The organism is Paenibacillus sp. FSL K6-1566 (assembly GCF_038050475.1).
GTDB classification, from domain to species: Bacteria; Bacillota; Bacilli; order Paenibacillales; family Paenibacillaceae; genus Paenibacillus_AQ; species Paenibacillus_AQ lactis.
On record NZ_JBBOSR010000001.1, the window covers coordinates 5,899,899 to 5,920,571 of the forward strand.

18 protein-coding genes are annotated in these 20,673 nt (G+C 47.2%); 2 read left to right on the forward strand and 16 right to left on the reverse strand.

The window, feature by feature from the left end; translation table 11 throughout:
• Positions 1-101: 101 nt before the first annotated feature.
• The 4 genes from ligA to NST08_RS26630 form a co-directional block, all read right to left on the reverse strand.
• Positions 102-2,117 carry an NAD-dependent DNA ligase LigA gene (gene ligA, locus NST08_RS26615; RefSeq protein WP_341342446.1) on the reverse strand — a complete coding sequence of 672 codons (2,016 nt, stop codon included), beginning with the start codon at positions 2,115-2,117 and terminating at the stop codon, positions 102-104.
• Positions 2,118-2,247: 130 nt separating this feature from the next.
• Positions 2,248-4,578 (reverse strand): DNA helicase PcrA, encoded by a 2,331-nt coding sequence (gene pcrA, locus NST08_RS26620; RefSeq protein ID WP_341034828.1) that lies wholly within the window; start codon positions 4,576-4,578, stop codon positions 2,248-2,250.
• 174 nt (positions 4,579-4,752) lie between these two features.
• Positions 4,753-5,442: a heptaprenylglyceryl phosphate synthase gene (locus tag NST08_RS26625; RefSeq protein WP_341342447.1), complete on the reverse strand. Its 690-nt coding sequence runs from the start codon at positions 5,440-5,442 to the stop codon at positions 4,753-4,755.
• 246 nt (positions 5,443-5,688) lie between these two features.
• The gene (locus tag NST08_RS26630) at positions 5,689-6,303 is read right to left on the reverse strand and encodes a class I SAM-dependent methyltransferase (protein ID WP_341342448.1); all 615 of its coding nucleotides are present in this window, start codon (positions 6,301-6,303) and stop codon (positions 5,689-5,691) included.
• Between the two features lie 192 nt (positions 6,304-6,495).
• On the opposite strand from NST08_RS26630, the gene NST08_RS26635 reads away from it, so the two are divergent.
• Entirely contained in the window at positions 6,496-6,711 is a 216-nt protein-coding gene (locus NST08_RS26635; RefSeq protein WP_341342449.1) for a hypothetical protein, read from the forward strand.
• A 311-nt stretch (positions 6,712-7,022) separates the two neighbouring features.
• Here the strand turns inward: NST08_RS26635 and NST08_RS26640 are convergent, their stop codons facing one another.
• From NST08_RS26640 to NST08_RS26650, 3 genes are all read right to left on the reverse strand, one after another.
• Positions 7,023-7,895 (reverse strand): phosphatidylinositol-specific phospholipase C/glycerophosphodiester phosphodiesterase family protein, encoded by an 873-nt coding sequence (locus tag NST08_RS26640; RefSeq protein WP_341342450.1) that lies wholly within the window; start codon positions 7,893-7,895, stop codon positions 7,023-7,025.
• Between the two features lie 130 nt (positions 7,896-8,025).
• Positions 8,026-9,426, reverse strand: coding sequence for an undecaprenyl-phosphate glucose phosphotransferase (locus NST08_RS26645; RefSeq protein ID WP_341342451.1), 1,401 nt, complete (start codon positions 9,424-9,426; stop codon positions 8,026-8,028).
• The gene (locus NST08_RS26650) at positions 9,423-10,334 is read right to left on the reverse strand and encodes a glycosyltransferase family 2 protein (protein WP_341342452.1); all 912 of its coding nucleotides are present in this window, start codon (positions 10,332-10,334) and stop codon (positions 9,423-9,425) included. Before NST08_RS26650 ends, NST08_RS26645 begins: the two co-directional genes overlap by 4 nt.
• 206 nt (positions 10,335-10,540) lie before the next feature.
• Between NST08_RS26650 and NST08_RS26655 the strand changes: the two genes are divergently transcribed.
• A complete protein-coding gene (locus NST08_RS26655; RefSeq protein ID WP_028405489.1) occupies positions 10,541-11,992 on the forward strand; it encodes an RNA-guided endonuclease InsQ/TnpB family protein in 1,452 nt (483 codons plus the stop codon).
• Positions 11,993-12,125: 133 nt separating this feature from the next.
• On the opposite strand, the gene NST08_RS26660 is transcribed toward NST08_RS26655, so the two are convergent.
• The 9 genes from NST08_RS26660 to NST08_RS26700 all read right to left on the reverse strand — a co-directional run bounded on the left by NST08_RS26660 (position 12,126) and on the right by NST08_RS26700 (position 20,648).
• On the reverse strand, positions 12,126-13,055 hold the full coding sequence (locus tag NST08_RS26660) for a glycosyltransferase family 2 protein (RefSeq protein ID WP_341342453.1): 930 nt from the start codon (positions 13,053-13,055) through the stop codon (positions 12,126-12,128).
• An 83-nt stretch (positions 13,056-13,138) separates the two neighbouring features.
• A complete protein-coding gene (gene rfbD / locus NST08_RS26665; protein WP_341342454.1) occupies positions 13,139-14,023 on the reverse strand; it encodes a dTDP-4-dehydrorhamnose reductase in 885 nt (294 codons plus the stop codon).
• A complete protein-coding gene (gene rfbB / locus NST08_RS26670) occupies positions 14,020-15,042 on the reverse strand; it encodes a dTDP-glucose 4,6-dehydratase (protein ID WP_341342455.1) in 1,023 nt (340 codons plus the stop codon). The genes rfbD and rfbB overlap by 4 nt, the downstream gene beginning before the upstream one ends.
• Positions 15,043-15,053: 11 nt before the next feature.
• Positions 15,054-15,602 (reverse strand): dTDP-4-dehydrorhamnose 3,5-epimerase, encoded by a 549-nt coding sequence (rfbC, locus tag NST08_RS26675; RefSeq protein WP_341342456.1) that lies wholly within the window; start codon positions 15,600-15,602, stop codon positions 15,054-15,056.
• Between the two features lie 11 nt (positions 15,603-15,613).
• Positions 15,614-16,357 (reverse strand): sugar phosphate nucleotidyltransferase, encoded by a 744-nt coding sequence (locus NST08_RS26680; RefSeq protein WP_341342457.1) that lies wholly within the window; start codon positions 16,355-16,357, stop codon positions 15,614-15,616.
• Positions 16,358-16,381: 24 nt separating this feature from the next.
• Complete coding sequence (locus NST08_RS26685) at positions 16,382-16,747, reverse strand: EamA family transporter (protein WP_341342458.1); 366 nt, start codon at positions 16,745-16,747, stop codon at positions 16,382-16,384.
• Entirely contained in the window at positions 16,740-17,123 is a 384-nt protein-coding gene (locus NST08_RS26690) for a DUF2304 domain-containing protein (RefSeq protein WP_341342459.1), read from the reverse strand. The genes NST08_RS26685 and NST08_RS26690 overlap by 8 nt, the downstream gene beginning before the upstream one ends.
• A gap of 9 nt (positions 17,124-17,132) precedes the next feature.
• Positions 17,133-17,834 (reverse strand): glycosyltransferase family 2 protein, encoded by a 702-nt coding sequence (locus NST08_RS26695; protein WP_341342460.1) that lies wholly within the window; start codon positions 17,832-17,834, stop codon positions 17,133-17,135.
• 1,380 nt (positions 17,835-19,214) lie between these two features.
• Complete coding sequence (locus NST08_RS26700; protein ID WP_341342461.1) at positions 19,215-20,648, reverse strand: DUF2142 domain-containing protein; 1,434 nt, start codon at positions 20,646-20,648, stop codon at positions 19,215-19,217.
• Between the last annotated feature and the right edge of the window lie 25 nt (positions 20,649-20,673).

Consider the following 20,673-nt stretch of genomic DNA (forward strand, 5'->3'; position numbering starts at 1 on the left):
ATAGCGACACAGGAGTCCATCCCGTATCGCTATTTCATAATTTTTATTGAGCTGTTGAATTTGGCGGCCTCATCTCGCCGAGTTCAATCCATTCAGCTTGCTCAAGCCTCGTTCAAAAGCCGCACAAACTCTTCTTCATTATCCAAAATATCAATCCCGAGCTGCTGCGCCTTCGCCAGCTTGCTTCCGGCCTTCTCGCCGGCAATCAGCAGGTCCGTCTTCTTGGAGACGCTGCCCGTCACTTTGGCTCCCAGCGCCTCCAGGCGCTCGGTGGCCTCCTCGCGGGTGAGCAAGTGCAGCGTGCCGGTCAGCACGACCGTCTTGCCGCTGAAGAACGAGTCGGTGCTCACCGGCTTCGGCGCTTCCGGTGCTTTGGCCTGCACGCCGAGCGACAGCATCTTGTCAATGCTCGCCCGGTTGAACGGATCCGCGAAATATCCGGCAATGCTCTCGGCCACGATGCCGCCAACGTCCGGCAGCTCCACCAGTTCTTCGGCAGTTGCCTCCATCACGCGGTGAAGATCCCGGTAATGGTCCGCAAGCATTTTGGTCGTGGATTTGCCGGTATTCGGGATGCCAAGCGCGAACAGAAACGCCGCGAGATCCCGCTCCTTGCTCTTCTCGATCGCATCCAGCAGGTTTTGCGCCTTCTTCTCCCCGAACCGCTCCAGCTTGACCAAGCTGTCGAAGGACAGCGTGTACAGATCGGCCGGCTCCCGTACATCCAGCTCCTCATACAGCTGGATCGCCGTCTTGTCGCTGAACGTCTCGATATCCATCGCATCCCGCGACGCAAAATGCGTAATCCGCGCCACGATCTGCGGCTTGCACCCCGTCTTGTTGTTGCAGAACAGGTGCGCGCCGCGCTGCTCCAGCGGGAATCCGCAGGACGGACATGCCTCCGGATACAGAATCTCCTCGCCGTCATTCTCTTCCGTTACCTTGCCGAGGATTTCCGGGATGACGTCGTTCGAACGGCGGATAAAGACGCGGGTACCAAGGGCGAACTTGAGGTTTTTGCGCTCAATATCCCCGATATTGTTCAGCGTGCAGTACTGTACCGTAACGCCTGCCAGCTCGACTGGCTCGACGCGCGCAAGCGGGGTGATTTTCCCCGTGCGGCCCACGTTCCAGGATACCGACTGCAGCACTGTTGTTGTCTCTTCCGCTTCGAATTTGTAAGCAACCGCCCAACGCGGGAATTTATCCGTATATCCTAGGGCCTCGCGAGTGCGGAAATCGGTCACCTTCACGACGGCCCCGTCGATCAGGTAGTCCAGCTCGGAGCGGCGTTTCTCGATGTCCGCCAGCTGCTCCATCACGTCATCGAACTGCTCAAAATAGAAAATATACGGATTCACCTTGAACCGGTTCTCCCGCAGGAAGTCCATCATTTCCTTGTGGTCCTTAAACGCGACGCCGTCCGAGTAACCAATGTTGTAAAAATAAGCGTTCAGCTTGCGCTCGGCCGTTACCTTCGGATTCAGGTTGCGCAGTGCGCCAGCCGCGGCGTTGCGTGCATTTTTAAGCGGCTCAACCGCCGTCTTATTGTATTCCTCCAGCACCGACAGATTCATGATGCCCTCGCCCTGCACTTCGATCGTTCCTTCCGTGAAAGGAATCGTGAGCGGAACCGATTTGATTGTCTTCACCTGGGAGAGGATACCCTCGCCCACCACGCCGTTCCCCCGCGTCGAGGCTTGGATGAGCTTGCCGTTCTGGTACGTCAAATTCAGCGTAAGCCCATCGAACTTCAGCTCAAGTGCATAGCAAGGGGTCGGCAGCGGGCTGCCGGGGTTCTTCGTATTGTAGTCATTGACCAGCCGGACGACCCGGTCATGCCAGGTACGAAGCTGCTCGATGTTCTGGGCTTTGTCCAAGCTCCAGAGCGGCGCCAAATGGCGATGCGGCGTAAATCCCTTCAAAATCTCCCCGCCCACCCGCTGGGTAGGGGAATCCGGAAGCGTGACCCCGGTCTCTCTCTCCAGTGCTACCAGCTGGTCATATAAGGCATCATATTCCTTGTCGCTCACGAGCGGCTGATCCAGCGTGTAGTAATGGTAATTGTATCGGTTTAGCTCCGCGATGAGCTTCTCCATCTGTTCCTTGAACTCCATGCAGGGGGAATCCTCCTTTAATATAATACGGGCATCATTCTTCGAACCGTCGAAGCAGGTTATTGCGAGCTTATGCTTGCAGTTACAATGCTTCCTGCTTTCCTATCTCTTACGTCTCTAATTCTAGCCGTTATTCCACCTTCGTAATCGGAGCGAAGCCGGCCAGCAGCCGTTTCACGCCAACCGGTGCCGGGAACGCGATCTGCAGCTCCATGTCGTTGCCGCTGCCTTTGACCGCGACGATCGTGCCGGTGCCCCATTTGCCATGGGCTACTTTATCGCCGGCTTTGAAATCCGAGCTACCGCCGGCTGCAGCCTGACGGGCCGCCCCGCCTGTCGCCATCGTCACACGGCTCTTCGAAGCGGTCTGGGCGGATGCGGTTGAGCCTCCAAGCGACAGATCGCTGGTGCGGGATGCGCCGAAGTTGCTGCCTCCCCCGCCGCCAAAGCCGCGGCCGGCATACGAGCCGCCGACATTGCCGCCGCCTCCGCGGCGGTAGCGGTCATGGGCCATCTGCGTGTCTTCCTTCAGCTCATCCGGAATCTCATCCAAGAAGCGCGAAGGCGGATTGGCCGTGGTTCGGCCGAACAGAGTCCGCATGCGGGCACAGGACAGGAATAATTGCTTTTCCGCACGCGTAATGCCTACATAAGCAAGTCGGCGTTCTTCCTCCAGCTCTTCATTGTCCATAAAAGCACGGCTGTGCGGGAATACGCCCTCCTCCATGCCAATAATGAAAACAACCGGGAATTCGAGTCCCTTGGCACTGTGCATCGTCATCAGTACAACCGCATCGCTCTTGTCTTCCTCGTCGTCGTTCATCGTGTCGATATCCGCGATCAAGGCGAGATCCGTCAGGAAGGAGACGAGCGATTTATCCTCATTGTTCTTCTCGAACTCCTGGGTCACCGACAGGAATTCGTCGATGTTCTCGAGCCGGGAACGGGATTCGAGCGTGTTTTCATTTTGCAGCTCAAGCCGGTATTCCGACATCTCGAGCATTTTCTCGGTAAGCTCCGTCACGGACAGGTACTCCACCATTTTGTTCAGTGCGTCAATCATATCGTAGAAATTAACGAGCGCATTGCGCGTCCGCCCGGCGAAGCCGAGATCATCCACAACCTCCAGCACACGGAAGATCGAGATGCCCCGCTCTGCGGCGGCAGCCGCAAGCTTCGCTACCGTCGTATCCCCGATGCTCCGCTTCGGTACGTTAATGATTCGCGTCAAACTGATATCGTCATCCGGGTTGGAAATGAGTCGCAGATAGGCCAGCATATCCTTGATCTCTTTGCGGTCGTAGAACTTGATGCCCCCGACGATCTGGTACGGAATGTCCGACTTGATCAGAATTTCCTCGATCACCCGCGACTGGGCGTTCGTCCGGTAGAGAATCGCATGGTCCGCGTAGTTTTTGCCGGCCTTGATGTTCTTGCTGATCTCCGAAGTCACAAAATATCCCTCGTCATGCTCCGTATCCCCGCGGAACACCTTGATCTTGGGCCCTTCCCCCTGCTCGGTCCACAGGTTTTTCGGCTTGCGGCCGGTATTGAGGGCGATCACATTGTTGGCGGCATTCAGGATGTTCGACGTGGAACGGTAATTCTGCTCCAGCAGAATCGTCCGCGCCTCGGGATAATCCTCCTCGAAGTTCAGGATGTTCGTGATATCCGCGCCGCGCCAGCGATAGATGGACTGGTCGCTGTCCCCGACGACGCAAATCCGGTGATGGCTGTCGGCCAACATCCGGCACAGCATGTACTGCGCCCGGTTCGTATCCTGGTATTCATCCACATGGATGTACTGGAATTTGCGCTGGTAGAAATCGAGCACTTCCGGCACTTCCTTGAACAGCTGGATCGTCGTCATGATCAGATCGTCAAAATCGAGGGAGTTGTTGCTCTTCAGACGCTTCTGGTAATCCACGTACACCTTGGCGACCAAGCTCTCGAAATAATCTCCCGCTTTCTGTTCGTATTGCTGCGGAGTAATCAGCTCGTTCTTTGCCGCGCTAATGGCGGCTTGGACTGCCTTCGGCTCAAACTTCTTAGGGTCGATATTGTGGTGCTTCATCACATTGCGGATCACGGATAATTGGTCGGTCGAGTCCAGGATGCTGAAATTCGACGTAAAGCCAAGCCGCTCAATATCCCTGCGCAAAATACGCACGCACATCGAGTGGAACGTCGATACCCAGATATCCTGTCCTTCCCGGCCAACGAGCTTCGAGACCCGCTCCTGCATTTCGCGGGCGGCTTTATTGGTAAAGGTAATCGCCAAGATGCTCCAAGGCGCTGCCTTGCGCGTGGCGATCAAGTACGCGATCCGGTGCGTCAGCACCCGCGTCTTGCCGGAGCCCGCTCCGGCCATGATGAGCAGCGGTCCGTCAGTGGCCTCCACGGCCTGCCGCTGCTGGGGATTGAGGCGCTTGATCGCCTCATGTATGTCAATGGAATGCATAAAGATTGCCTCCTAAGGTGTAAATTTGAGCAATGGGCGTCGTGTTGCGTTTTTTCAAAAAATGGGGTTGTACAAAAGATCCGGGGTCAGTATAAGGAATGTTCGGCGGTCTAATTTGGCTTCTGTGGACTAATACTCGTGTGCAACAAACCTATAGGAATCGGGTATCAGGTGTCAGCCTTTCACCGCATTGACCGTCGCCAGTGCCTGCTCCAGGTCATCATATACGATGTTGCCGACGATGATGGTATCGGCGCATGCCGCAGCCTCAGCAGCCCGCTCTGCGTTCGTGATTCCCCCGCCGTAAAATAGACGGGCCTGATCAAGCGATCGATGCACCTTGCGAACGGTCTCCATATCGCCAAACGCACCGCTGTATTCCAAATAGACGACCGGCAGCTGCATGAGCTTGTCTGCCACTTGGGCGTAAGCTGCGGCAGAGCTTGCATCCAGCGCGGTATTCGCTCCTGTCAGCTCGGCAACGGCCGCATCCGGATTCAGCACAATATAGCCCTCCGCCACGACCAGCTCCCACGGAATCATATAACCATACCGCTCGATTCCCTCATGATGGCGGCCGAGTATCCATGTCGGATCCCCGGTATTCAGCACCATGGGAATCATGTATAGATCAAATCCGGGTACAACGGCTTCCAGATCGGACACCTCCTGCACGCACGGCAGCTCATAGCGGCGAACACGGGACAGGAGATCCACCGTATTTTCATAGGTAACGCCGGTCGAGCCTCCTACCATAATCGCATCGGTTCCTGACATGCATACCGCATCAAGGGCATCGTCGGCGATCTCCTTGTCGGGATCCAGCTTAAACACATGCCGCCAGGATTGTATCAAATCTTTCAAGCGTCATACCTCCACGTTCACGGGTTACTATTATACTAAATTAAGTCTATGCCAGCACGGTATGCAAGTCAATTTATGTTCGCATAAAATACGAACATTTTTTTGGTAATGGCGGGGAAGCGAGGGATGTGCGCTCAAACCGTTTCATGGCGGTTGCAGGGAATGGGACGCGATGAGCATAAAAAGCCCAACCCTTCCCGTTAGCGGGAGAAGATTGGGCAAAGCTTCAAGCATCCGGTTATTGTGTTACTTTTTCGCGGTGTTGTTTGGTTTCAGTACGTGGACGTACCATTTTAAACCGGCTTTATGATTGAACAAGCTCACCTTATCCACTACCTCAAATGACCCGCAGGTCTCGATCTCTTGAATTTTGTGTTCCACCATGGCGTAATCGGGATCCTGCTGGTTTTTGTGTGAATACATTGATGTGACGATAACTCCGCCCGGCGTAAGAAACTCGGCGTATTCCAGCAGCTTGGCCGGCGTGTTCGGGACATACTGCAGCGATTCGTTAAAGACGATGACGTCGAAGGATCTCGGCGGCGTGTAATGATTGATGTCGGCGCAATGGAAAATAGGGTTGTCCGTTTTCCTCGAGGCGATTTTGATCGCTTCCTCCGACAGATCGACGCCTACATATGCCGGCTTTTCCTGCTCCGTCAGCAGATCGTACAGATTGCCCGCACCGCATCCCATATCCAAAATCCCCTCAGTCGCGGCAAACTTTCGAATGTAGCCGTACACGACGGAATACCGGGCGTACTCGGTGATATCGGATAAGTAATCCCACATCTGCTCTTTATACTCTTCGTCCCATTGCTGTTTGCTGCTTTCAATGAAATCTTGAATCATTTTTTCCATGGATGGATTCCCTCCCCATACGGAATGAATAGTAAGCCTTCAAGTATTCATGCTTGGACAAACGTACTGCAACGTAACCAGTAACATCTGGATGTTAAGGGCCCTTTTCAAAAACATGGATTAGCGGGTTCTTAGGAAGTGCAGAAAGTGCAAGAAGTGCAAAAAGTGCAATAAGTGCTAGAAACGTTAGAAATGCTTGAAATGTTAGAAGAGCAAGAGGTACAGGAAGCACAGGAAGTTCAGAAAGTTCAGGAAGTTCAGGAAGTTCAGGAAGTTCAGGTGGTTCAGGTGGTTCAGATAGTTCAGGTAGTTCAGGAAGCACAAGAAGTTCGGAATTACAAGAAGTTCGGAAGTACAAGAAGTTCGGAATTACAAGAAGTTCGGAAGTACAAGAAGTACAGAGTGTGATCAAACTTGCAGGATGGCTGCATGTGGGCACATGGCGAAGGTAAGTCGAGATTCATGCTAGTGAGGAATAAACATAGAGTCACATACTTTATTTTCGGTACAAACAAACAATGCTTGCTGCTTCGTTATAATATCACAATCATCCATATTATGTAAATCTTACTGAAGTATGGAATATTAGTCGGCTGGGCATTTTTCGGACAAAGGTTTCGTCCAGGTTAAAATCCGGGAAGGGCTATGACCGGAAGGTAAGGGGAGAGGCGTCAGGGCCGCGAGCAGGCTCAGCACGAAGAGTCGCACAAGCAGTTCGGTTACTTTTGGAGTGTATAATGCAGGCTGATCTTTTCCAGCTCCGGTTCGGTTAGCAGGTCGGAATAGACGCCGTACACACCCCATTTTTCATAATTGTTCACCGTATTGGCGTCGTTGATGGTGTGCACATACGTGACGGCCCCCGCTTCCTTCAGCTTCGCGACAAAGTTGGGATTTACCCGGTGCTCCGGCATGGTTACGGCGTCGATATGATTCGCTTTCACGAACGCAATGATCCGCTCCGGCGAGTCTGTTGTCGCATACAGCGTGTAAATGATGGAGGAAAACGGGTAGATCTCCCTCACCATATCCAGCATCGGTTCATTGTAAATCTGGATCACCACCCGATCAAGCAATGCCGGATCCCGAGCCAAGGCAGCCTCTGTCAGCTCCGTCAAGAGCAGCCGGATGTCTTCATCCTTCTGTTCTTTCGTATCGGTCACGATATAGATATTCGGAACGCTGGCCATCAAATCCATCACCGCATCCACATCCATCGGCTGGTATCGCTCCAATATCGGCGTCTCCATAAACTCCTCGTGGGTCAGACGTGCCCCCTGCTTCTCCTTCGGCAACTGATCCAGCTGGCCAAGCTGTTCGCTCATGCTCGCCGTCCACTCATGCCGTGCTACGACCTTTCGATCAGCCGTCAGCATAAAGTCGATCTCGAATACCCGGGTGCCCTGCTTATAATTAGCGACCATCGCCTCATATGCATTCGTATACGGCTGATCTCCGATACTCCCCGCTGCATGGGCAATTAGACGATAGGCCGTAAAGCCCTGCCGCTCTTCCGAACCATCTTGGATATAGCTCAGCATAAGTATCACTATTACCGAGAACAATGCACCAACCGTCGCTACTCGCCTCATATTATCCCCGCCTCACCGTAGTCTAGTTGCATATTCGTCTGTTTGCTAGGTTAATACCCGCCAGGCCGAGGCACCAAACGAAAAAACCCGCATTCGGCGCATGCCAAATTGCGGGTTTTTGTTGGGATGATTAGTAAGCATTCTTGAAGCCATTGCGGATCGTGCGCAGAATGATCTTGATATCAAACAGAATGGACCAGTTTTCAATGTAAAAAATATCATGCTTAATCCGTTCCTCAATCGACGTATCGCCGCGCAGCCCATTGCTCTGCGCCCAACCGGTAATTCCAGGCCGAACATGGTGCTTCACCATGTATTTCGGAATTTCTTCTTTGAACTGCTCCACATAGTACGGACGCTCCGGTCTTGGGCCGACGACGCTCATATGCCCAAACAGCACATTGAAGAACTGCGGCAGCTCGTCGAGACTGGTCTTGCGCAAGAACGAACCGAATTTGGTGCGACGCGGGTCATTTTCCACGGTCCATCCGGTGTCGACTACGCCTGGCGGCAGCGGCTTCATGGAACGGAATTTATACATGTTAAACGTGCGGCGGTTAAGCCCTACCCGCTCCTGCTTAAAGATCGCCGGCCCGGGCGAGGTCAGCTTGATGCCGATGAAAATCCCGACCATGACCGGGAGCGTCAGGATAATCGCCACCAGTGAAAAGACAATATCGAACGCCCGCTTAAATAGCCGGTTCGCGGCCAGATCCAGGGGAATATCCCGCACATTGATCATCGGCATGCCCGCAAAGTTGTCGAATACCGGCCGGGCCGGAAGATAATCGAAAAAGTCCGGGATGATGAGCGTACGCACGCCCGCCTTCTCGCAGGCTGCAATGATCTCGGGATATTTGTGATGGGCATTGAGCGGCAAGGCCAGCACAACTTCATCAATAAGCTTTTCGTTCAAGACGTTATCCAGGTCGCTGACCGATCCAAGGATCGGCTTGAAGCGTCTCTCCTCCAGCTCGCTCCATTGCTGGTAATCGTCCAGAAACCCGATCACCTCGTAACCGAGTTCAGGGTACTGCTGCAGATTTTTATAGAACCGCTTGCCCAGCGTTCCAGCACCCACGATGAGGACGAACTGGCGATTGTAGCCTTTTTCCCGGAAATGCTTCAGCGTCTTCTTCAGAAAATAGCGATACAAGATGATCGACGCTACGTTCAGGAGCATGTAGATGGCGAGATACCAGCGGGAGATATTGACCTCCTTCACGAAGAACATCAAGCTGAGCAGGATGAACATCCCAATAAAATGCATTTGGAAGATCTTCATGAACTCGTCGGCAAAACGCTTCTTTCGCTTAGGTGAATACAACGAAATCATGATGCCGACCGCGACGGCAACCCCGCCGTACACCAAACTCCACATCCCGTACGATTCGATAGGAAGCGGCATTTCATATGGGAACCAACCGCTTTCGAACTTGATCCACCATGCGAGCAGGAACGACAGCTGGATGAAGGCAAAGTCGGTCAACATATAGACTCGAGTCAAGAAGCCCTGATTCTTGCGGATCATGATTTCACCTCCACTCCGCCGGAAGATGAGGGCATCGATGCCGGCCGAATCGGCTTCAGCCGGTTCGTGAGCAGGGCCAGAAGCATTTTCAATCCGACGCCTGCATATACCGCTCCGTTAACCAATATGTTGTACTTCTTCCGGTAATGCTTCCGATGGAACAAAATCATCGCCCGATGGAATTCATAAATAATTTTGAAGGGACGGCGCCGGGCGCTTCCGCCTTTGTAATGCACGATGGTCGTACGAGGATAGTAGTGGATCCCCCACCCGGCCTGCTTGATCCGGTAGCACCAATCGATATCTTCTCCATACATGAAAAATGTCTCGTCCAACCCGCCTACCTGCTCAATCGTCTCCCGCCGTACCAGCATGAACGCGCCCACCAGGCAGTCCACGGGATACTCCTGATCGGGATCGAGATAGCCCAGCTGATACTGATTGAAGCGCGGATGATGCGGAAACAGCTTGCTCAGGCCGAAAGCATAGTAAAAGGAAGCGGATGGCGTTGGAAAGCCTCTCTTGCACGCTTTGTCCAGGGAACCGTCCGGCAGAATGATTTTGCAGCCCGAGGCGCCCGTTATCGGATTACGGTCCATAAAAGCGACCATCGTTTGAAGCGTATCCCGCTGGATCACGGTGTCGGAATTTAAAAGCAGCACATAACGTCCCTGCGCCGCTGCCATCCCCTGGTTGTTGGCTTTGGCGAAGCCGGTGTTTTCTGTATTTTCAATCAACCTAACGAGCGGAAATTCCTGGCGAATCGCCTGCACGGAATCGTCCTTCGAATCGTTATCAATGACGATGACTTCATATGTAAATTCGGTCTCCGATGCGTATACCGATCGCAAACAATCCAACGTCAGCTGACGGGTATTGTAGTTTACGATTAAAATGCTAACATCCATTGCTGCATGGCTCCTGACAAATATAGTAATCTATCGACATTACATCGAAAGAACACCCTCATCAAGCGGTGCATGCGCTAAGGGGGTGGTTAATCGGTGACATCTCCGATATCAACATAATTTCTTGTATATCCCTCTCCTTAAGCCATACCAATGTGGTAAAATAGAAGGGAACGTACGTTTGTGTCCTAGGAGGAGGTGAATGTGTGGCAGAACCTGTATTCAGAACATATCAAATATGGATCAAACCTGGCCATCAACTGTTTTCATATGCAGAACAGATGTGTCAGGGCGCGAAGAATTTGTATAACACAACGAACTTTTATATCCGGCAGGTATACACTGCGCTCAGGCAGGACAAGCCGCTTGAGCCTTTGCAACAAGAAGTCATGGATACACTGCAGACAAATATTGGCCCGATGAACGAACGCCAGCTTCAGGCTTATCAGTCAAGATTACAGAAACAACTTCAAAAACCACCGAATCAGCGCAAGGGTTCTCGTTGTAACCTGTTCGAAATGCCAACCAGGGAATCACCTTATATGGATTTCCTTTTCCTCGATTGTTTGTTCAAGGTGATGAATCAAGCAGATTACAGAGCACTACCGACGCAGAGCAGTCAGTGGGTGATGAAGCTTGTGTTCTCTACTTGGCAGTCGTTCTACTCGTGCCTGAAAGATTACCGTGCAAATCCTAACAAATACACCGGCAGGCCGCGCATTCCTGGCTATACCCGTACAAAGACCAGAGAAGTCATCCTCACAAATCAAGATTGCGAGATTAAGGACCACAAGTACCTCAAATTCCCCAAGACTAAACATCGGCTAAACATCGGAAAGCTCGGCTATACCGACGGACAATTAAAGCAGGTGCGCATCGTTCCCAGATACAGCAAGTACGTGGTCGAACTGGTCTTTGCTTGCTCCACAGAAGAGGCTAATGTCAAGAAAGGGAATGTGCTAGCGATTGATCTGGGTATTAACCGACTTGCAACCATCGTCACCAATACAGGTCACAGACCCGTTTGTGTGAAGGGCAAGCCGCTAAAAGCGATCAATCAGTATTACAACAAACTCAAGGCACATTACACCGGCATTCTCCGGCAAGGGAAGCATCCTAAGGAAGGTTCACATACCTCCAAGCGTCTGGAGCAACTGCATCTAAAGCGTCACCAGAGAATCAAGGACATGTTCCACAAGACGAGCCACTATATTGTGAAGCTTGCCAAGGAAGAGCAGATTGGCACTATCGTTATCGGGTACAATCAGGGATGGAAGAACCAGTCCGAGCTAGGCCGGCGAAACAATCAGTCTTTCTGCCACATCCCGCATCAGATGCTCGTCTCGATGATTCGATACAAAGCAGAAAGCTTGGGGATTGAGGTCATCCTCACCGAAGAAGCGTATACCTCCCAAGCAAGCTTCCTTGATCGTGATCCGCTGCCCAAGTTCGAAGGAGGGGTTATACAAACCTTCTCTGGCAAGCGAGTACATCGCGGGCTATATCGAAGCCGAAACGGCCTGATCCATGCCGATGTGAACGGTGCAGCGAATATCTTGCGGAAAGTATTCCCAAAGGCTTGTTCCGATGGGATAGCGGGGTTGGACGGTACCCAGTCCGTCAACGTGTCAACTCCACTGATGTTAAGCGTCTCGTAAATTGCAGGGATGAACCATCAGAAACCCCCACCTCAACCGCAGCGTTAGCGAAGGTAAGTGGCGGGAGTATTCATCGACATTATAGCACAGAGTTTGTTGGGAATGTCGGAATTACAAGGAAATCCTGCATGCTTCATATAAAACCTATCAGGATAAAAAATTTAAACAGAAGGCTTTCGGCACGGGATTGACGATGAAGCTTGCTGCGTCTGATATATCGGATTCGCTCTGCCATCCTGCGGCGTGGTGAGAGAAACAGGTCCAGCTGCTCTTTTTGTTCATTGTTTAACCGGGCACCGTAAATCTTCCGAAACTCCTCGGCCTGCTTTCGGAGCAATCCCCTTCCGGTATGTCTCTTAAAGCTCGCCCACTTGCTCTTCAATTTACCAAACCATGTATTGCTTCCGCCTACTACATTATGGTTGTGCTGGCGGTATAGCATTGAAGGCGAGTGGTCATATATTACCGTTCCAAACGCGGATACCAGCAGATAGAACCACCAATCATGCATTAGGATGCTGTGACTGTCAGCTTTCCTACTGTTCACAAACAAATTCCGAGCGGATGCATTCATCGTAATGGTCGCCCCAATCGCGATGTTCTCATATAGGGCATTATAGAAGGATGGTTCCCTAGCCGGAGGCTTGGGCCATACACCTAGGCGATTCAAATGTTCATCCGTTAGATAAGCAGGCGTAAAGATCATCGCAGGCACTTCCGTATGGATCGCTGAATGTAAACGAGCAACAGCCGACTCTACCTTATGATCCAGCCACACATCATCTTGGTCACAGAAGCAAAAGTAATCAGCAGTCGGATCCGAGCTCCGCAGCAATTCAAAAAAGCTTGCCACGACGCCGATATTGTTCCCTTGCATTATGCTAATCTGATCAGGATATGCAGCTTGCAGCCTCTTTAGAAGCTCGGGCGTTTCATCCGAAGAACCGTCATCCCGTATGAGCATGGAGATTGAGGGATAGCGCTGCTGAAGAATACTATGAATCTGCTCTTCAACATAAGCTGCTCCATTATATGTAGATAGTAATACTTGTACCTTTTCCATATCCCCGTACCTCCGATAAAGCACACTATAGCTGGCTAAACGAAAGACCTGATCTACAGATCAGGTCTTGTCAGTCGCTGTATTCATCTTAAGTATAAATCAGGGTCCTTCTTCATATCTACCATAAACTGCTTCAGCCCATCTCTCCAATGCGGTAAATCCTGCAGTTGGTTGATCCGAATCGCAAGATGATCCATCACCGAAAAGGCTGGCCGGGGAGCGGGGCGTGGAAATTGTGCTGTGGTGCATGGTTCCAGTTTGGCGGTTATGCTTAATCCAATCTGCTCACGAGCTTCTTCAAAGATAACCTCCGTAAATTCATACCATGTGCAAGATCCGCTATTGGAAGCATGGTAGGTGCCGTATTTCTCAGTTGGCAGTAGTTGCAGCAGGAAGCGGGCTAAGTCCACCGTATAGGTCGGAGATCCCTTCTGGTCATGGACAACCTGCAGAACAGGTTTTTCCTGTCCGAGCCGCAGCATCGTTTTAACGAAATTACCGCCATTTAGGCCAAAAACCCAGGAAGTTCTCACGATAAACCATTTGGAGCAAAAATCGCGTACCATCTGTTCGCCGGCAAGCTTGGATTGACCATATACCGTCTTCGGATCCGTTGGATCGTATTCTGAGTACGGCCGGTCCGAATTACCGTTGAATACATAGTCCGTGCTAATGTAAATCAGTTTGGCGCCTACCCTCTCTGCGGCAAGCGCAATATTTCGTGTTCCGATCGCATTCACGAGATAAGCACCGGCGGCATCCGATTCAGCAGCATCCACAGCTGTATATGCAGCACAGTGAATAACAGCCTCGGGGCGACTCTTCGACATGACATCAAAGCATTGATCCAAATCCGTGATATCCAGCTCGGCACGGCCGAGCCCCTGTACCTCATGCCCCGACCCACGAAAACACTGTACAACGTCCTGCCCGAGCTGACCGTTTGCTCCGGTTACCAGAACTCTCATGCTTTATCACCTAACCGACCACTGTACTGCTTCGCCATATAATCCCGATAAGCTCCAGACTGGATCCGTGTCCACCATTCCTTATGGTTTAAGTACCATTGGATCGTTTCCTTGATGCCTGTCTCGAAATTATGCTTCGGCTTCCAGCCAAGCTCCTCCGTAATCTTTGTCGGGTCTATGCCATAGCGCCGGTCGTGACCAGGTCTGTCCTCCACATAGCGGATAAGGGATTCCGGCTTCCCAAGCTCCTTCAAAATGGTTTGGACGATATGAATGTTCGTACGCTCGTTGTTGCCGCCGATGTTATAAACCTCGCCGATGCGTCCTTGTCGAATGACCAGATCAATGGCACTGCAATGGTCCTCGACATACAGCCAGTCCCGAATATTCAATCCATCGCCATAGATCGGCAGCGACTCATCCTGTAATGCGCGGGATATCATGAGCGGAATGAGCTTTTCGGGGAATTGATATGGTCCGTAGTTGTTGGAGCAGCGGGTAATATTCACCGGCAATCCGAACGTCTCGTGATAAGCTCTTACGAGCAGATCTCCTCCCGCCTTGCTAGCCGAATATGGGCTGTTCGGTGCAAGCGGCGTCGTCTCGCTAAAGAGTCCTGTCTCCCCAAGAGACCCGTAAACTTCGTCCGTAGAAACCTGCACAAACTTCGTTACCCCGTATCTCTTCGCGGCATCAAGCAGAACTTGCGTACCCAGAACATTGGCATTAACAAATGCCTCCGGCTCCAGGATGCTGCGATCCACGTGGGATTCAGCCGCAAAGTTTACAACAACATCGATACCACTCTTGAAGACTTCATCCACTTTCCTTTTATCAGCGATATCTCCGTGAACAAAGGTATAGTTCGGTTCATTCTCCACCGATTTCAGATTTTCCAAATTCCCTGCATACGTAAGAGCATCCAGATTGATGATCTCATCCTGTGGGTGCTGCCGCATCATATATAAAATGAAATTACTGCCGATAAAACCGGCACCGCCGGTAACCAAGATTTTCATAAGTATCTCCCTTACTCAAAGTTCATCTCTGCGTCTTTCAACAGCGGATGCCGCTGGTCCTTTTCCGATAAAATCGGCTGGGATGTCGGCCAATCGATGCCAAGTGCCGGATCATTCCATAATATGCCGCGGTCATGTTCAGGGGAATAATATTCGTCCACTTTATAGAGGACTTGGGTATTGGGAACGAGCGTGCAAAAGCCGTGCGCAAACCCTTTTGGCACAAGCAGCTGCCGCTTGTTATGCTCGCTCAAAATCACTCCAACCCATTGACCAAATGTAGGGGAGTTCTTCCGAATATCTACGATTACATCATAGATCGCTCCAGTCAGCACTCGAATGAGTTTTGTTTGGGCTTTCGGGTCCAACTGGTAATGCAACCCCCGAAGAACACCAGGTTCTGCAGACAAAGAATGATTATCTTGAATAAAGTTGTAGTTGATGCCATTTTGTTTAAAAAGGGAATCGTTGTAGCTTTCCATAAAGAAGCCACGGTGATCGCCGTGGACTTTAGGTTCAATAAGTAAAGCTTTGTTTAATGATAAAGGGGTAACGTTCATATAACTACCTCCTATACTTTGAGTTTACCAAACTCTTCAGGAAATAAGACATTATGAGCCAACTCGTTAGCTTTTGCCAATGATGCATGTGTTCCCGCATCAGTCCACCATCCGTTTAGAATATCATAAGTGAGCTCACCTTTTGCAATATATGCGTTGTTAACATCGGTGATCTCAAGTTCACCACGTGCCGAAGGTTTTAGTGTTTTAACAATATCAAATACATGATGATCGAACATATAGATACCAGTAACTGCATAATTAGATTTCGGATTAGATGGTTTTTCTTCAATTGAAATAATTCTATCACCGTGAAGCTCTGGCACACCAAATCGTTTAGGGTCTTCTACTTGCCGAATTAAAATTTTGGCTCCATGTTGCTGATTTTTAAAATTTCTAATAAATGGGGACAAATCCTCTTCAAAAACATTATCACCCAGGATGACAATCATCTGGTCAATTCCAACAAAATTTTCTGCAAGATCTAAAGCCTGAGCAATCCCTCCTGCTTCATCTTGAACTTTATAGGTGAATGTAACTCCCATATCACTACCGCTTCCCAATAAATTTACAACGTCACCCATATGTTCCTTGCCTGTTACAATGAGGATATCTTGTATACCTGCCTGTTTGAGCTTATGTACAGCGTGAAATATCATTGGGTACTTCCCAACAGGAAGTAGATGTTTATTAGTTACTTTAGTTAAAGGATATAAGCGTGAGCCAGTACCGCCAGCTAGAATAATACCTTTCATTTGAGTTAGCTCCTAAGTGATTTTTTATTTTGTGGCTATGAAAATAACACCAAGCAATATTAGTGAAGCACCTATCCACTTCATCAGTGAAACTGGTTCACTAAATATATATATAGCAGCAAAAATACCCAGAATATAAGCTATTGATTGTGCCGGATAGGCTATACTTAAAGGAATTCTCGATAACACAACAAACCAGATTAGTGTAGCAATAACATAAAGCAGTAGACCCGTGAATACTATTGGATTAAAAATTGCTTTCCAGGATTGACTAAGGTTTACTCCCCCCATTCTTTCTAAACCAACTTTAAAGAGTATTTGCCCTCCAGATAGCATTATTATATTTAATCCTAACAAAAAGTAACTGATCGTATTGCTATTTTTAAACATCCTTATCCTCGCTCTTCAACATTATTTGTTTTGATAATATCTCTACATTTCTCTTCATAATTCCAATTTCTTGAGTCAGATCTTTAATTTTGTTATTTGCCTTAGAGATTTCCAATGTTGCGGAAAAGGAAATACATATCAAGCCAAAAATGGAGAAAAGAAACAATGCATTAACAGGGAGTTCAATGCCCAACAATTCCGAGAAGAAGCTGAATACTTTAGGGAATATGGATAGTATGAATAATAGCACTACAACGACGATCCAAAGAATAGAATATTTTAATTCTAGTCTGTATCTGCTTAAAAGATTTATTAGTATAACTACACATAGCAACGAAGAAGCTATTAAGATAACCTGTAATTTATATGATATCATAGCTCCTCCTTACGAAACTTGCTTTCTCATTCGATCTATAACTATAGCTAGAGATACTTTGGTCATGTAATATATGGATTTTAAAGAAGTAATAGATGAAGCACCTTGTAACCTTGGCTCCATGATTACGGGAACCTCCATAATTTTTAAGTTGTTTCGCTTTAAAAACATAATAGATTCGGGTTCAGGATAATCGACTGGATATCTATTTGAAAACAGTTTGATAACCCGCTTATCACATGCTCTGAATCCAGATGTAGGATCAGTAATTAGTTGTCCAGTAAGTGTTTCCAAAAGTTTGGAAAAATAACGAATACCTAACCTTCTCATTGCAGTAGATTGAAATCCTTTTCTATTAATATATCTTGAGCCAATAACTAAGTTAGCCTCACCACTAAGAATTGGATTTATGAGCTTTTCAATGTATATCGGATTATGTTGGCCATCCCCATCTAGTTGAATGGCAATATCATAATCATTATTCAAAGCAAATTTATATCCTGTTTGTACTGCACCACCAATGCCTAGATTGCAAGGGAGATCAATCAGATTAACGTTATAGTTTCTGCATATTTGTGATGTATTATCAGTAGAACAGTCATTAATCACAAGAATATCTAAACTAGTTTTATATATACTATTTATTTTTTGAAGGGTTGTCTCAATATTTCCTGCTTCATTAAAGGCAGGTATTATTATCAATATCCTCATTTTATTTCCCCTCACTTTCAATTTGTAAATAAATAATCCACTTGCATTGTCATAGTCAATAGCTACAATATTTTTTTAAATCCAAACTTGTTTTTGTCAGTATATACTTGGCTTCTGCTAACGGAAGTCATTGATATTAAGATTAACCGTAAATGAGTTTGGTGAGGTTAATTCAAAACTTGCTTATAGACCAATCTGATCAATCTTTCTTTACACATTTAGATCAGGATAGATATGCACTAAATGTATTTGACCCAAAAGCCAATAAATATTGTCCTAGTAAAGCATTATCAAAAGTAATCAACTTCGCATCTGGATTTGGTTTATTTATTTTTTGGATTTTCTCTGAAATATCTCTGTCGTATATTGCTCCTGTACCTTGTGCTATGGGATGACAACAACCCCAAACATACAACTGGAAGCGCTAAATTTTGTCGTTCCTCTAAGTTTAAAGAAACTTATGAGCAAATGGCCGCAACTTCTGGTAGAGATATCCAACCTACGAATTCTTTAATGCTAGTGTCACTAACCATCACCGTATATGATTGGAACATCACCATTAAGAAATTTGTCAGTAATAAATGAGATAACTCCTGCCTCACCATTTATTCTCTCTGACGCTTTGCGTAAACATTAGCATACCTGAGTATAGTGTATTTTAGCTGACATAATGAAGAAATAATCTTTATGTAATTCTCAGGTGTATACTTAGAAACTCCATAATAAGAAATATGAGTAACCAAACAAATTCTCATCAATAGGCAACTTAGAGGGATTGCAGTAAACAGCTACTGATGAAGCGCATGTAATCCTCTTAACACCATACTTAATTTTCCCGGAATTTAAAACGGAATTAGTATATCATCATGCACAAATAGAAGTTCAACAATCTATCTTTGCACCAGAGTATGAGCTGCTATTAATATAATTGGTCCCTTAGGTTAATACTACAAAACTTATACTTAAGAGCCCCGCCTCATACTGTGTACACAGTATGAGGACTAAAATAAATCCCCAATAAAATCCAGAGTTGCTCTCTCTATAGATGAATAGAATTCTCTGAACAACTCCTGTATCTTGTAAATATCCCCAGCCACCTTTTCTTATTGCTTCCTCGCTACTCGAAGTGGGTTAAAAATACCGCGGTTTTATATGGAGAGGCGGACATGATAAGCTGATTAGCAACGCGAATTCCTTGTGCTTCGCGTCTTTCACGAGTACTCATGCCCGCAGAGGCTCCATGTCAAATCGCTCTATTATACTATCAAACGTACCTTTAACCACGAGTTTAGCGAAGAGCCCTCTTATCTTATAATACAAAAGTTCACGCCACAAACTGTTTCACTTTAGCAGAATGCTAATTTCTAATAACCACCGTTTTTATGGTATCCAATACCGAATAATTAAAATAAACGTCATTAAAGCAGTTGTAAAATAAGAAATTGGAACTATTAATTGATCAAGTGCATTACACGCCCTGCTCTTCCAGTCCTTCAAATAATGGTTAGAGTATAAAAGAATAAAAGCCAAAAGTGAAAATGGAATAAAGTATCTACCTTGCACTCCTGAAACAATTTCATGGCCAATCCCCCCAATTTCCGGTAACGATGTCCATATTAAATAGAGGGAGGTCTCAACTAATAAAAATATTAGAATAAATACCAAAAAACCATAGATTTTATTTCTCCAGCTTATAATTATTTCATGATTTGTGTCTATAAAAGCAATGAATAAAAGCAATAGGAAATATAGCACAATGAATATAGGAGGGAAGTTAGTATCCAACCAGCCTAAATTACCTACAAAACTATTTAAATAAAAAAACTTTAGTTCAGAAATAGTTCTTAAAATGATTCCTGCATATTCAAATGGATGATTGATAATAAAAATCAATTGTTCCTTCATAAAAGATTCTGCTCCAGGAGCAGCAGTTGTATTTTTCGAGATTATAATCCATATTAAATGGCCTATAATACCTGAAGCCATTACAATTCCAATGGAAGTTAATTTTTTTTTCAAAGTGCCAAATTTAATACTCGGAATCATGATAAGAAGTAATAATAACGGAAAGTACACCTGTTTTAATTCTATTAATACTATAGAAATTATAGAAAGCAGAATGACATCATTTCTACCCAAACCGGTATAATCCTTATTGTAACAAATATTCATAATAACACTGAAAGTAAGGAAACAGAGACCAATAACCATGGAATCGTAACTTAATGAAGCGGCCAGCCCCACAGACATAGGCATTATTGAAAGAAAGAATAGTAATCTCTTGTAAAATGGTATTAATTTGATCGATGTGTATATGCAAAGCATGTAAAACAAGAGATTCCCTACTCTTCCTGCATACATATACATTAAAGGAGAAATTGATTGAGATTCTCCTAGATTAAGTACTTTCATTAATAGCTCGAAAGATAGCATTGCACCCGCTTGAGGAATATACAGTATGGGATTTGTCTTTGCTGTACTGTACCCCACATAAGACTTTTCAGTATACTCAGTATTTAATGAGAAGTACCCATAAAGTTTACTATAACTGTATTTCTCATCTAGCGCATTAATCATGTAACGATGAGAATCTTCAAACTCTAATATTTCATTAGGTATATAGCTTCCAATAACTCCGTCGACATTATCAGGCAGAATAGAAAATTGCGAGACAAGATAAGCTTTTTTAAAATGACTATCCTCATCAGCCATTTGGAACGGAGGAACAATAAAAACTAACAATAAACCAATAAACAACATGACCTTTAAAAAAAACATTTCAATCTTAAAACTCGAATCCTTCGTAACTCCCACAATGGCACCCCATTTAAGTAAAGCT